We start from the raw sequence: 13,026 nt of genomic DNA on the forward strand, positions 1-13,026 counted from the left end.
TATCTTTAACAACGAAAGGCTGATCAAAAAGCACTTTTACTTTTTGGTCAGCCTCTTAGCTGTTTATTTAGTTTACCATCTTTTGTGCTTCTTGCAACTGATACGCACGCACTTTACGAGGTAAGAAGCGTCGAATTTCATCTTCATTATACCCAACTTGCAAACGTTTCTCGTCTAAAATAATCGGACGACGCAATAAACCTGGATGCTCCTGAATAAGCTCGTATAAATGTTGCAGCGGTAAGCTCTCGACATCTACGTTTAATTTTTGGAAAATTTTTGAACGTGTCGAAATAATTTCGTCCGTACCGTCTTCTGTCATACTTAAAATTTCTTTAATTTCGCTAATGCTAAGCGGCTCAGAAAAAATATTACGCTCTTTGTAAGGAATATCATGTTCCTCTAACCATGCTTTGGCTTTACGACATGATGTACAACTTGGTGAAGTAAACAATGTAACGATCATGAATTACACATCCTCTCAATGTATTTATATCAAATGTATTTTCATTTAGAATTACTATAAACAATATGCTTTCTTTATTATAATATACAAATCGTCTTTTGAATATAGTACAGTGTGAATTTTTTGCGACAGTTCAAAATTAAAATGTCGTTTTTTCGTGTTTTAAGCATTATTTTTGTTAAATCGTTTTTATACTGTTATATATTTCCCTGTCATAAAAGCTTTAAACCTCATTCGCTTTATTCTCATTTGTTATTTTTTAATCGAGAAGAATGCGTTTTCTTCTCATTACATACTACGTCATAGCGGCGAAAAAGTTCCTACTTTCTCACTTTGTATAGAAATGTTATACTAAACTATAACAACGATGATGAAGAGTAGTAGTTAGCAACGGTTTTCATAGAGAGTGTATGGTCGGTGTAAATACATAAAACTGAGCTAATGAATGGACTTCGGAGTTAATAAGGTGAACTTGCAGTAGCTTTATTCGTGACCCTCGCGTTAAGAGATTAAGTGGCTAGATAACTAGCAAGCTGGGTGGTACCACGGATTTTAACATCATTCGTCCCTTCTTCGGAAGAGATGCGTGATGTTTTTTTATATAAAGGAGGCAATTACTAATGAAAACTATTTTTTCTGGTGTACAACCGACAGGCGTCATTACATTAGGTAACTACCTAGGCGCATTTAAGCAATTCCCTAAATTCCAAGACGAAGGCAATGCCATTTACTGCATCGTAGATCAACATGCGATTACGGTACAACAAGATCCTAAAGAATTACAGGAAAACATTCGTAAACTTGCAGCAACGTATTTAGCAACAGGCATCGATCCGAATAAATCAACATTATTTATTCAATCTGAAGTGCCAGCACATGCGCAAGCAGGCTGGATGATGCAATGTGTTGCTTCTATGGGTGAGCTTGAACGCATGACGCAATTTAAAGACAAATCAACAGGTAAAGAGAGCGTTAATGCAGCACTTCTTACGTACCCACCGCTTATGGCTGCAGACATTTTACTATATAATACGACTATCGTTCCCGTTGGTGAAGACCAAAAACAACATTTAGAGTTAACGCGTGATTTAGCTGAGCGCTTTAATAAACGCTACGGTAAAACATTAGTTGTACCTGAAATTTATTTACCAAAAGAAGGCGCGCGCATTAAATCATTACAAGAACCGACGAAAAAGATGAGTAAATCTGATCCAAATACGAAAGCAACGATTAAATTACTTGATACACCTAAACAAATCGAGAAAAAAATTAAAAGTGCGGTTACTGACTCTGAAGGCATCGTAACTTTTGATGCGGAGAATAAACCAGGCGTTGCTAACCTATTAACGATTGAGTCAGCAATTTCTGGTGTTGCGATTGATGATTTAGTCGCAAAATATGCTGGTCTTGGTTATGGTGCTTTCAAAGCGGGCGTTGCTGAAGCTGTGATTGCCGACTTAACACCTGTTCAAGAACGCTTTAATGAATTAATTGACTCACCAGAACTAGATCGCATCTTGGATGAAGGTGCTGAAAAAGCAAACGCTATCGCTTCTGCTACTGTTAAACGCATGGAGCGTGCGATGGGTCTAGGTCGTCAACGTTAATACCCTGCCCTGTATAAAAAAGGAACAATCTCGCTCAATAGCGGGACTGTTCCTTTTTTGAATGCTTAATCAAAGTTTTTTAATGCTTTAGCACTTTGTGTATAAGCGCTACCTGCATTTAAAGCACTTGCGATAAATACCGTTTCTGCTACTTCTTCTTGTGTTGCGCCTGCTTTTTTCGCATTTTTAACATGCGTGTCGATGCAGTATGGGCAACCTGTAATTAGTGTTACTGCTACAGTAATTAACTCTTTGTCTTTTACAGATAATGCGCCTGCTTTAACAACCGCTCCTGTAAAGTTGAAAAATGCTTTAAAATCATCTGGTGCTAATGATTTAAGTGCCATTGCATCCATTAAGTATGATTTTTTAAATAGCTCATCATCTGTGCTTTCGTTATAAGCTTGCATTGCGTTAGCTGCGTGAGCAAATGGCGAGCCTGCCTTCGCTGCTGTCGCAATCATTAATGCCTCCGCTACTTCTTCCTCTGTTGCGCCTGCGCGCTTTGCACCTTTGCTGTGTAAATCTAAGCAAAAGTCACAGCCTGTTGTTGCCGCTGCTGCTACTGCCATAATTTCTTTTAATTTGTGTGAAAGTGCTCCTTCTTTAAACGCAATCATATTCCATTGTTGGAAAGCCTCGTTTAATTCAGGTGTTAATGTTTTAAATTTGCCTAATTGGCGCATTGTTTCTGCCATAATTCGTATACCCCCATAAGTATGATAATCTCATAATACCCCACCCTGTATATAAAGTCTAGTAAAAAAATCGCCCCACCCTAAAGTGAGACGATTTATATAACTTAAACGCGTTTAAACACTAAACTTGCATTATGACCACCAAAACCTAATGAGTTACTCATCGCGTATTCTACTTGCTGCTCACGCGCTTGGTTAGCTACATAATCTAAATCACAGTCTGGATCTGGATTTTGCAAGTTCATTGTTGGTGGTAAAATACCTTCTTTAAGTGCTAAAACTGTAAATACAGCTTCCACACCACCTGCTGCACCTAGTAAGTGACCCGTCATCGATTTTGTTGAACTCATTGCTAAATTATACGCATGCTCTCCAAAAACTGATTTAACCGCCATTGTTTCGTATAAATCATTGTACGGTGTACTTGTACCGTGCGCATTAATATAGCCAACACTTGTTGGCTCCACGCCGCCGTCTTGTAATGCTTGCTTCATTGCACGTGCTGCACCTTCACCCTCTGGCGCTGGCGCTGTAATATGGTAAGCATCACCTGTTGCACCGTAACCTACTAACTCTGCATAAATTTTAGCACCACGTGCCACTGCATGCTCATACTCCTCCAAAATAACAATCCCTGCCCCTTCACCAATAACAAAACCATCGCGGTCTTTGTCAAATGGACGTGATGCATTGCTTGCATCTGTATTAAGTGAAAGAGCTGTGCTTGAGCAGAAACCTGCAACTGCCATATTAACAATTGGTGACTCTGCGCCACCTGTAATCATTACATCTGCATCGCCGCGCTCAATTACTTTAAACGCATCGCCAATCGAGTTTGTACCTGATGCACAAGCTGTTACTGAACATGAGTTAATACCTTTTGCACCGAAGTGAATCGATACTTGACCTGATGCCATATCAGGAATCATCATCGGTACAAAGAACGGGCTCACACGGCGTGCTCCGCGCTGTTGGAATTTTAAATATTCCTGCTCGTATGTTTCCATGCCGCCAATACCCGAGCCAATCCACACACCTGCGCGTGGCGCTAATTCTTCAGAGATTTCAAGGTTGGCATCTTTCATTGCCATAATAGAAGCTGCCATCGCATAATGCGTAAAGCGGTCCATGCGACGCGCATCCTTTTTTTCGATAAAGTCTTCAATGACAAAATCTTTCACTTCTGCTGCAATTTTAGCTGGAAAATCATCCGGATTTAAACGTGTTAATGGTCCCACGCCTGATTTACCTGCTTTAATGTTTGCCCATGTTGTTTCGATATCGTTACCAAGCGGCGTTACAACGCCTACACCTGTTACTACTACTCTACGTTTCGTCATTATACTCTCTCCTTTATTTTCCCCAAATTAATAAAATAGCGCCCCATGTAAGACCGCCACCAAAGCCTACTAATACTAGTTTGTCACCATCTTTTATTTTACCCGACGCTACATCATCGTACAATGATAGACCAATTGAAGCCGCTGACGTATTGCCGTATAAGTGAATCGTTTTAGACATCTTCTCCTCAGGCAAACCTAAGCGCGTGCGTGCTGCATCCATAATACGAATATTCGCTTGGTGTGGAATTAAGTAATCTACATCTTCTTTTTGTAAACCTGCTTTCTCAATAACGCGTAACGCCGATTCTCCCATCGTACGCACAGCGAATTTAAAAACTTCACGCCCATTCATTTCGATATGACGCTGGTCATTTAAAAATAAATGCTTACCTCCACTACCATCTGAACCAAGATCAAACGCTAAGAAGCCGCGGCCCTCTGCTACATTACTTACGATGGCAGCACTTGCGCCGTCCCCAAACAATACGGCTGTATTGCGATTTTCAAAATCTAATACTTTCGATAATTTTTCGACGCCAATGACTAAAACATTGTTATAAGCACCTGTTTGTACAAATTGTTGTGCGGTTACAAGTCCGTACATAAAGCCCGTACATGCGGCGCTCATATCCATTGAGGCTGCATTTTTTGCACCGATTGCATCTTGCACGATATTAGCGACGCTCGGGAAGGCTTGGTCTGGTGTAACTGTTGCAACAATTACCATGTCGATTTGCTCTGCGCTAAGTGCTGCTTGTTGCAATGCCTCTTTAGCTGCATGGATGGCTAAATCTGATGTATCTTCATCATCTGCCGCAAAGTGACGCGCTTCAATACCTGTTCGTGTACGAATCCACTCGTCATCTGTATCTACAAATTTTTCTAACTCTACATTTGTTACCTTTTTTGCTGGAACGTATTTTCCGAGTCCAATTATGCCTACACCCATAAGGCAACCCCTCTTCCTATTATCAATTATTAGTACCTAGTGCTAATTATAGCGCACGCTTTTTTTAAACACAATAACGAGTTTTTTTGCCCTAAAGTATTCATTTTTTTTCGCCTTATGGTATGGTATTATAAGTGTATATGTACAATCGTACGAAAAACGTCATATGAGGTGAAATAATCATGCAATATATTGTTACTTTCTTTTGGTCATTCTTATTAGTATCAATGTTAAACTATGTAGTAAGTTCGGTACTTGCGGTACCATTTGACTTCCAACTTGGTGCAATCGTTTCTGTCGTATTTGCTGTTTTAGTATTCATCATTGCAGCAATCATCCCGAACGAATCGACACCTGAAACAACAAAAGAAGCTTAAAAATCAAGCAGTCGCTAAGTGCGGCTGCTTTTTTCAATGCAAAAAAAGCGAGAAGGCCGTACCTCCTCGCTTCATATCTTATGCTTTTGTGACAACACATTGACCATCTTGCATCGTTACGTTTAATGTTTCGCCTGCTACTACGTCACCTTTTAATAGTTCATGTGCTACTGCTGTTTCGAGATGGCGTTGGATAAAGCGTTTAAGTGGTCGTGCACCGAACTGTGCATCAACACCCTCTGTTACAATCCACTCAATGACACTATCGTCAACCGTCAGTGTAACTTCTTGCTGTGCCACACGGTCTTGCAATTGTTTGACGTATTTCCACGTAATCGCATGGAAGTGATCGTTTGATAAGGCATGGAATAAAATAATGTCATCCACACGGTTGAGTAACTCTGGTTTAAAGTGCTGACGCAGTGCGCCCATAATAACATTTTCTAAATCGGCATTCGGTGTTTCTTGCACGTCTAATAAATACTGCGAACCAATATTAGATGTCATAATAACGACCGTATTTGTAAAGTTCACTAAGCGACCTTGACTATCTGTAATGCGGCCATCATCTAAAATTTGCAGTAAGATGTTGGCAACATCAGGGTGCGCTTTTTCGATTTCGTCAAGTAGCACAACGGCATAAGGGTTGCGGCGGACAGCCTCGGTTAATTGACCGCCTTCTTCATAACCAATATAACCTGGAGGTGCACCTACTAAGCGAGAGACACTATGTTTTTCCATGTACTCACTCATATCAATACGAATAAAGTGCTCCTCTGCATCAAATAATTGTGCGGCTAATGCTTTCGCTAACTCCGTTTTACCTACACCTGTTGGTCCAAGGAATAAAAACGAACCAATAGGCTTATTCGGATCTTTAATGCCTGCACGCGCGCGCCAAACCGCTTCTGTAACAAGTTGCACAGCATCATCTTGACCTACTACGCGCTCCTCTAATGTTTCTTTAAGGCGCAACAGTTTTTCACGTTCGCCCTCTACTAATTTCGTTACAGGGATACCTGTCCAGCGCGATACAATAGAAGCAATTTCTTCTGAGGTTACTTCTTCACGTAAAATACGTGTGCCATCACCCTCCATTGCATCCTCTAACTCATGGATTTCTTTTTCGAGTGAAGGGATTTTACCATGACGCAGTTCTGCCGCTTTATTTAAATCATATTTCGCCTCGGCATCCTCTAAATCACGACGATAACCATCTAATACTTCACGTTTTTTCTGAATGATTTGTAAGCCTTCTTTTTCTTGTTGCCACTGTTTACGCATACCTTCAGATGATGATTTTAACTCCTCTAGCTCTCCGCGTAATTGTTCAAGGCGTTTTTGACTCGCTTTATCGGTTTCTTTTTTTAGTGCTTGTTCTTCAATTTCGAGTTGCATAATACGACGTGTTACCGCATCTAACTCTTGTGGCATTGAGTCAATTTCTGTACGAATCATGGCACATGCTTCGTCAATTAAATCAATGGCTTTATCTGGTAAAAAGCGGTCTGTAATGTAGCGATTTGATAGCTCCGAAGCTGCTACAATCGCATGGTCATGGATACGCACACCATGGTGAAGCTCGAAACGTTCTTTTAAGCCACGTAAAATCGATACAGTATCTTCAACAGATGGCTCACGTACCATTACTTGTTGGAAGCGGCGCTCTAATGCTGGGTCTTTTTCGATATACATACGGTACTCATCTAATGTTGTTGCACCGATACAGTGCAGCTCACCACGCGCAAGCATTGGTTTTAGCATATTGCCTGCGTCCATTGCACCACTCGTTTTGCCTGCGCCTACAATTGTATGAATTTCATCAATGAATAAAATAATACGTCCTTCTGCCTCTTTAACTTGCTTTAATACACCTTTAAGACGCTCCTCAAATTGCCCTTGGTAACTTGCACCTGCTACAAGCGCACTCATATCAAGCTCGTATAATTCACATTCTTTTAAGCCTTCTGGTACGTCGCCTTTAACAATACGTTGTGCTAAACCTTCTGCAATAGCTGTTTTACCTACCCCTGGCTCACCAATTAATACAGGGTTGTTTTTTGTTTTACGCGTTAAAATACGAATGACATTACGAATTTCTTCATCGCGCCCAATAACAGGATCCATTTTTCCGCCTTTTGCGGTTTCAGTTAAATTACGTCCGAATTGTTCTAATGGTTTTTTATTGTCTGTTTGTTGAAATTGCATAGCATTCTCTCCTTTGATTATTTTTTGACCATCTTTGACTATTATCATCTTACAACCTTTATTCCCCAATTGCAAAAAATTGCTCCACTTTTTTTATGAAAATTTGTCATGATACTACCTTTTACTTATCGCTTTCATTTGAAATTTTATGTTACGATGGAACTATTAGTAGCGAAAGTAGGTGACAGCATGACAGTAGCCATTCAACAACAAATTCAACATATTTTTTATACGGAAGGACGTCTGCTTGCTTTACAAAAAGGCACGCGCATTCCATTAGATGATGAACTCGCTCATCACATTGCTTATATTCATAAAGGGCATGTACAACTAACCCAACAAACATTAGGTGGCAAAGAACTCACTGTGCGCATTTGTAGCGAAGCGGGCTTAATTGGTGATATTACCTTATTTGCACAAACGAGTACCTCGCCATTTTCAGCTACAGCCTTAACCACCGTCGAATTGTATGTGCTTCCTAAAACAGTAATGGAGCTACGCATGCAACAACAACCCGACGCTATGATTGAATATATGCAGTGGTTGCAACTCGAAAACTTAAAACATCAAAGCTTATTACGCGACCTCGTGTTACACGGTAAAAAGGGCGCGCTATTTTCTACGTTAATCCGCTTAGCAAATACATATGGTCAGCCGCAACCATGCGGTAGTATTTTTATTGATTTAGCCTTAACTAACACAGAGCTTGCTAATCTTTGCGGTACGAGCCGCGAAATGATTAATCGCATGCTAAATGACTTAAAAAAACATCATATTATTTCATTTGATAAGGGATATATTACAGTGCATGAGCTTGAACAATTAAAGCACGCTATCGATTGCGAAAACTGCCCCATTGCCGTCTGTCGCATCGATTAATGCTAGCGTTACAATAGAAAGGACGGGTGACCAAGTTGTAATCTACTTCGCGCACCCAATAAATACGCATAGAAAAAAGGTGCAGCCGAGTGGGCTACACCTTTTTGTATTAACGTACACCTAATGCGATTTTTGCATAGCGTGACATCATATCTTTTGACCAAGGTGGACTCCAAACAATGTCAACCTCTGTCTTTTTCACTTCTGGTAATTCACTTAATGCCGTTTGCACTTGATCAACAATAACAGGCGCCATTGGGCAACCCATTGAAGTTAACGTCATCGTAACTACCGCGGTACCTTCTTCATCTAAGTTAACATCGTAGACTAAGCCAAGATTGACAATATCAATACCAAGCTCAGGGTCGATTACATTTTCGAGTACACCTAAAATACTTTCTTTCATATCTGCATCCATTTGCTTCACTCCTATCTTCTGTAATCATAACAGAAGCCTTTAATGCTTGCCAAATCTTTGATGTAACGTTACGATGCTAACAGAAAGTGAGGGACATTTTTATGATTTTTCAACCGCATTTAATCGTCTTAGATTTAGATGGTACCTTGCTTACCGATCAGCAGACCATCTCGCCTAAAACAAAAGATATTTTATTGCGCGCTCAAGCGGCTGGCCACTACGTCATGATTGCGACAGGGCGTCCGTACCGCGCAAGTATTCCATATTATCAAGCACTCGGTTTAAAGACACCAATCGTTAACTTTAATGGTGCTTTCGTACACAATCCTCGCAACCAACGTTTTAAGGAGCAACATACACCGATTGACTTACATGTCGTTCGTGATGTTGTTGACTCTATAAACCACTTTCAATACGAAAATATTATCGCTGAAATTAAAGATGATGTGTACTTACATGCAGATAATGAGAAGTCGCTTGAAATTTTTACGATGGGTGAACCGCGAATCACACGTGGTGACTTAACCGTTTACTTACCAGATAACCCCACAACCCTACTCATTCAAGCTGAGGAACAAGATGTTGCTACGATTCGTAGCCATTTGGCGGATGTCCATGCAGAACTCATTGACCATAGAAGATGGGGCGCCCCCTTCCATATCATTGAAATTGTGCGTAACGGCTTACATAAAGCTGTAGGTATCGCTTTAGTAGCGAAGCATCTCAATATTCCACGCGAGCGCATTATTGCTTTTGGCGATGAGGATAATGACCTTGAAATGATTGACTTTGCGGGCGTTGGTGTTGCTATGGGCAACGGCATTGATCAGCTAAAAAACATCGCCAATGAGATTACAGCTTCTAATAACGAAGACGGTATCGCACGCGTGTTACAAGAGCGCTTAAAATTATAAAAATCGAGCAGTAGCACTCGCTACCGCTCGATTTTTTTACGTTATAATTTGTTGCACACGACCGACTTGACCATCTGTTAAGCGCACTTTAATACCATGTGGATGGCGAGCGCTATTCGTCAAAATATCTTGAACGATGCCTTCTGTCAGTTTACCTGTGCGTTGGTCTTTTTTGAGTACAATGGCTACTTTACTTCCTGGGTGAATGTCGCTGCGTACTTGTCCATTACGCATTGCGTTTTTTCCCTTGGCGTGCGCGTTTTACGACAATAATAATAAATGCCGCAAATAAAATATAAACGAGCGCTAAAGCGACCATATAGGATTTATTTAGCCCTTGGTTTTCAATCACTTGATAAATTTCGACAATTTCACGATTCAGCACGAGCACATACTCCCCGTTTTGTTCACGTACGATATCGCGGTCAAACATACCACGCAACTCTTTATTAGCTCCTAGTTGCTCTTCTGTTAACGTTACACTTTTTGTTTTATCCGTGTTGTTAACAAAAATTACCCATTGTTCGTCGTCACTCGTACGTGTATAAACGAGTAACCCATTATCATTTTCAATGACATTAAAATCACCGTTACGTAATGTTGGCGAATCATTGCGTAGTTGCATCACATTGCGCAAGTTACCTTGTAGCTCTTTATCTACACTAAAGTTCATTACTTGATGTGTATCAGGTGCTTGTTCACCGTTAATAGCAATTTCCGTTCCGTACTGCACGACAGGCGTACCTGGTAATGTAAATAATGTACCTAACACCATGCGCATACGTGTTGGTGCAAACATTCCTTCACCTGCAATATCGTGCGTGAAGCGGCTCGTATCTAGCTCATCAACCATTAATTGCATCGGTTTATCGCTATTGACGATTGCCGGAATTGTCGATGTATCGCCGTTAACATTTTTAAACGCTTCACGGAAAATTTGATTCGTTTCTTCGCTATACGTCGTATCAAAATCAGCATCGCTTTCGCCCTTAGCTATTACGTAATAATCGCCTTCTGCTTTAACAGCAGCAATTAAGTCATTTAAAAAATCTTGCGGCGCATCTTCTAAATAAGTAATGCGAAGCCCTGCGATATCATGTGCTTTAACGAATGTCGTCGCTGCCTCAATCATCTTTTGTTGCAATGCTTTATTCGTTAAATCCCACTTCACCATATTGCCTTCAGTTGAAGCAATCCATTTCGGGTCATTTGCCCACTCATGATTAATGCTTGCTTGCCCCAGTGGGAAGTCAGCCATCATACGAATATCGTATTTTTTATACGTTTTAATTAGTTCGTCTAGCTCTTCTTCTGTGCCGAAGCGACGCTCTAATGTAGTGTGGCTTGTTGGTAATGAGCCATCATATTTATCAGTAGAGAAAATGGTACCTAATGAAATGATCGTATAGCCCATATCATAAATATAGTTAAACTTTTCTTGTAATCCACCAAAGTCACCACCAGCAAAGCTTGACGGGTCATCTGGGTCCGTCTCGTAATCGTTTTTACTCGTCTTATTAAAATAACGGTCTACGAGCACATCGTAAATGCTTTCATCTTGAATTGTGCGCTTCTCTTGTGCTGAAGCTGGTAATTGTATTGCTGTGGCAAGCAGCATACTCGCTACTGCGGTACTCAACCATTTTTTTATATTCAACGTACTTCCTCTCCTTCACATCATACATCAGTAAGTTTATCAAATAACCCTAGGCGACCGCTATCTTTTATGTAATTTAGCACAAATTTAGATTTGACAAAGTCGTGACAAAAAAATCGCGCCAGCCTAAGCTGACGCGATTTATTTTTATGCTAAGAAATGCATGCCTACTGGTAATTTAAAGCCTAGGAATAATGTGATGAATAAGAATACCGCAAATAAAATCATAAAGATGTTATACGGCTGTCCTTTTGTCTTCTTCACTAATGTCATTTCCATCATACCGATTGTTAGTAGACCCATTAAGAATTTAATACCATACATCATATTATCAATCGATTGGTGTTTAAAGAATAATGCCGCACCTGAAATGATAATTAAAATGTAAAATAAACGCAGTGCCATGTGTAAGCCTTTGTTTGGTTTAGCACCCATTGCCGCAACAATGAATAATACAACGCCGATTACCCATGTTGTAATATGCAAGTGCGTTGTGTCTGTTAAAAAGCCCATAGTTTTCCCACCTCATTTTTTTCTGTACAAAACTATCCTAACATGATGCTGACCTTGTTTCAAACGATACTAATTATTACTTAATACGATTTACAAGCGTACCAATATCTTCGATTGATACTTTAACAACATCACCTGTTTGTAAGAAAGTTGGTGGGTTCATGCCTTTACCAACACCCGCTGGCGTACCTGTTAAAATAACGTCGCCTGGCTCTAATGTAACGTGTTGCGAGATGAAAGCTACTAAGTCTTCCACTTTGTGCATCATGTCTTTTGTTGAGCCATTTTGACGAATTTCATCATTAACTTTTGTCACAATTGTTAAATTATGTGGATTAGGAATTTCGTCTTTCGTTACAAGGTATGGTCCAAGCGGACAAGTGCCTGCTAAACTCTTACCTAAGAAGAACTGCTTGTGCTTTACTTGTAAGTCACGCGCTGTAATATCATTACCGATTGTATAACCGAATACATAATCATACGCTAAGCTTTTCGGGATGTTTTTACCTTGTTTACCGATTACAATCGCTAGCTCGCCTTCATAGTCAAGCTGTGTTGTTAAATCTGCATGTGCAGGTACATCTGCGCCATCAGCTGTAATTGCTGTTGGTGATTTTGTAAATAACATAACGTTTTCTAACGCTTCAGCGCCGCCCATTTCTTGTGCGTGCTCATAGTAGTTGCGTCCAACACACATTACGTTTTTCGGTGTGCGTGGAATTGGCGATAACCATTCAATCGCTGAAAACTCATGCTTAAATTGTGCTGGGTTGTCTGATTGCTCAGCAGCCTCTACTAATTTACGCATTTTTTCTACAAAATCAAAGCCTTGTGCAATCCCTTCAATAATTGTTGGGACAAGTGATGGAAGTACGTTTAACGCTTGTTGAATCGCTTGGACATCCCAAACCGCTTCCTGTTTCTTTACTTTTGGTCCAAACTTTACTTCTCCATTCACTTTGAATGATAAAATTTTCATGATTATAGCGCTCCTTTT

General features: G+C 40.2%; 14 protein-coding genes and 1 other annotated feature. Of the genes, 4 read left to right on the forward strand and 10 right to left on the reverse strand.

Features of this window, described 5'->3' with window-relative positions; translation table 11 throughout:
• Positions 1-67: 67 nt before the first annotated feature.
• Positions 68-463, reverse strand: coding sequence for a transcriptional regulator SpxA (gene spxA / locus DDE80_RS03300; RefSeq protein ID WP_036147132.1), 396 nt, complete (start codon positions 461-463; stop codon positions 68-70).
• A 361-nt stretch (positions 464-824) separates the two neighbouring features.
• Positions 825-1,039, forward strand: a binding site (T-box leader).
• Between the two features lie 47 nt (positions 1,040-1,086).
• Here spxA and trpS point away from each other — a divergent pair.
• On the forward strand, positions 1,087-2,073 hold the full coding sequence (trpS, locus tag DDE80_RS03305) for a tryptophan--tRNA ligase (protein ID WP_108306262.1): 987 nt from the start codon (positions 1,087-1,089) through the stop codon (positions 2,071-2,073).
• A 65-nt stretch (positions 2,074-2,138) separates the two neighbouring features.
• Here trpS and DDE80_RS03310 read toward each other — a convergent pair whose 3' ends face one another.
• The 3 genes from DDE80_RS03310 to DDE80_RS03320 all read right to left on the reverse strand — a co-directional run bounded on the left by DDE80_RS03310 (position 2,139) and on the right by DDE80_RS03320 (position 5,063).
• Positions 2,139-2,771 carry a carboxymuconolactone decarboxylase family protein gene (locus tag DDE80_RS03310; RefSeq protein ID WP_235612265.1) on the reverse strand — a complete coding sequence of 211 codons (633 nt, stop codon included), beginning with the start codon at positions 2,769-2,771 and terminating at the stop codon, positions 2,139-2,141.
• Positions 2,772-2,875: 104 nt separating this feature from the next.
• Positions 2,876-4,111: a beta-ketoacyl-ACP synthase II gene (gene fabF, locus DDE80_RS03315; protein WP_108306263.1), complete on the reverse strand. Its 1,236-nt coding sequence runs from the start codon at positions 4,109-4,111 to the stop codon at positions 2,876-2,878.
• Positions 4,112-4,124: 13 nt separating this feature from the next.
• Positions 4,125-5,063 (reverse strand): beta-ketoacyl-ACP synthase III, encoded by a 939-nt coding sequence (locus tag DDE80_RS03320; protein ID WP_108306264.1) that lies wholly within the window; start codon positions 5,061-5,063, stop codon positions 4,125-4,127.
• Positions 5,064-5,245: 182 nt separating this feature from the next.
• Here DDE80_RS03320 and DDE80_RS03325 point away from each other — a divergent pair, with 182 nt between their 5' ends.
• Positions 5,246-5,440: a YjzD family protein gene (locus tag DDE80_RS03325; RefSeq protein WP_108306265.1), complete on the forward strand. Its 195-nt coding sequence runs from the start codon at positions 5,246-5,248 to the stop codon at positions 5,438-5,440.
• Positions 5,441-5,518: 78 nt separating this feature from the next.
• Here the strand turns inward: DDE80_RS03325 and DDE80_RS03330 are convergent, their stop codons facing one another.
• Complete coding sequence (locus DDE80_RS03330; RefSeq protein WP_108306266.1) at positions 5,519-7,648, reverse strand: ATP-dependent Clp protease ATP-binding subunit; 2,130 nt, start codon at positions 7,646-7,648, stop codon at positions 5,519-5,521.
• A 189-nt stretch (positions 7,649-7,837) separates the two neighbouring features.
• On the opposite strand from DDE80_RS03330, the gene DDE80_RS03335 reads away from it, so the two are divergent.
• Positions 7,838-8,527: a Crp/Fnr family transcriptional regulator gene (locus DDE80_RS03335; protein WP_108306290.1), complete on the forward strand. Its 690-nt coding sequence runs from the start codon at positions 7,838-7,840 to the stop codon at positions 8,525-8,527.
• A 109-nt stretch (positions 8,528-8,636) separates the two neighbouring features.
• Here the strand turns inward: DDE80_RS03335 and DDE80_RS03340 are convergent, their stop codons facing one another.
• The gene (locus DDE80_RS03340; protein WP_036144760.1) at positions 8,637-8,945 is read right to left on the reverse strand and encodes a metal-sulfur cluster assembly factor; all 309 of its coding nucleotides are present in this window, start codon (positions 8,943-8,945) and stop codon (positions 8,637-8,639) included.
• A gap of 101 nt (positions 8,946-9,046) precedes the next feature.
• On the opposite strand from DDE80_RS03340, the gene DDE80_RS03345 reads away from it, so the two are divergent.
• On the forward strand, positions 9,047-9,859 hold the full coding sequence (locus DDE80_RS03345) for a Cof-type HAD-IIB family hydrolase (protein ID WP_036144763.1): 813 nt from the start codon (positions 9,047-9,049) through the stop codon (positions 9,857-9,859).
• Between the two features lie 36 nt (positions 9,860-9,895).
• Here DDE80_RS03345 and DDE80_RS03350 read toward each other — a convergent pair whose 3' ends face one another.
• The 4 genes from DDE80_RS03350 to DDE80_RS03365 form a co-directional block, all read right to left on the reverse strand.
• On the reverse strand, positions 9,896-10,093 hold the full coding sequence (locus tag DDE80_RS03350) for a YwbE family protein (RefSeq protein WP_108306267.1): 198 nt from the start codon (positions 10,091-10,093) through the stop codon (positions 9,896-9,898).
• A complete protein-coding gene (locus DDE80_RS03355) occupies positions 10,086-11,516 on the reverse strand; it encodes an alpha-amylase family glycosyl hydrolase (RefSeq protein ID WP_108306268.1) in 1,431 nt (476 codons plus the stop codon). Before DDE80_RS03355 ends, DDE80_RS03350 begins: the two co-directional genes overlap by 8 nt.
• A gap of 147 nt (positions 11,517-11,663) precedes the next feature.
• A complete protein-coding gene (locus DDE80_RS03360) occupies positions 11,664-12,029 on the reverse strand; it encodes a YisL family protein (RefSeq protein ID WP_108306269.1) in 366 nt (121 codons plus the stop codon).
• 76 nt (positions 12,030-12,105) lie between these two features.
• Complete coding sequence (locus tag DDE80_RS03365; RefSeq protein ID WP_108306270.1) at positions 12,106-13,008, reverse strand: fumarylacetoacetate hydrolase family protein; 903 nt, start codon at positions 13,006-13,008, stop codon at positions 12,106-12,108.
• Between the last annotated feature and the right edge of the window lie 18 nt (positions 13,009-13,026).

It is taken from the genome of Metalysinibacillus jejuensis, from assembly GCF_003057615.1.
In the GTDB taxonomy this organism is placed as follows: domain Bacteria; phylum Bacillota; class Bacilli; order Bacillales_A; family Planococcaceae; genus Metalysinibacillus; species Metalysinibacillus jejuensis.